This is a genomic window from Microbispora sp. NBRC 16548 (assembly GCF_030268985.1).
Classification (GTDB): Bacteria; Actinomycetota; Actinomycetes; order Streptosporangiales; family Streptosporangiaceae; genus Microbispora; species Microbispora catharanthi.
The window spans coordinates 1-366 of the sequence record NZ_BSSF01000095.1; the positions used below are offsets into that span (position 1 = coordinate 1).

Annotated in this window: 1 protein-coding gene; it reads left to right on the plus strand. The window is 65.8% G+C overall.

The annotated features are described in order from the left end of the window. A partial coding sequence (locus QSK36_RS43190) for a DNA-directed RNA polymerase subunit beta (protein WP_502883474.1) occupies positions 1 to 366 on the plus strand: 366 nt, incomplete at both ends.

Below are 366 nucleotides of genomic sequence, written 5' to 3' on the forward strand. Positions count from 1 at the left end.
CAGCAGCCGCTGGGTGGTAAGGCGCAGTTCGGCGGCCAGCGCTTCGGCGAGATGGAGGTGTGGGCTCTGGAGGCCTACGGCGCGGCGTACGCGCTGCAGGAGCTGCTGACGATCAAGTCCGACGACGTGCTGGGCCGAGTGAAGGTCTACGAGGCCATCGTCAAGGGCGAGAACATCCCCGAGGCGGGCATTCCCGAGTCCTTCAAGGTCCTCATCAAGGAGATGCAGTCGCTCTGTCTGAACGTCGAGGTTCTCTCCAGCGACGGCATGTCGATCGAGATGAGGGACACCGACGAGGACGTCTTCCGCGCGGCGGAGGAGCTCGGCATCGACCTGTCCCGGCGTCCCCACGAGGGCGCGATGACC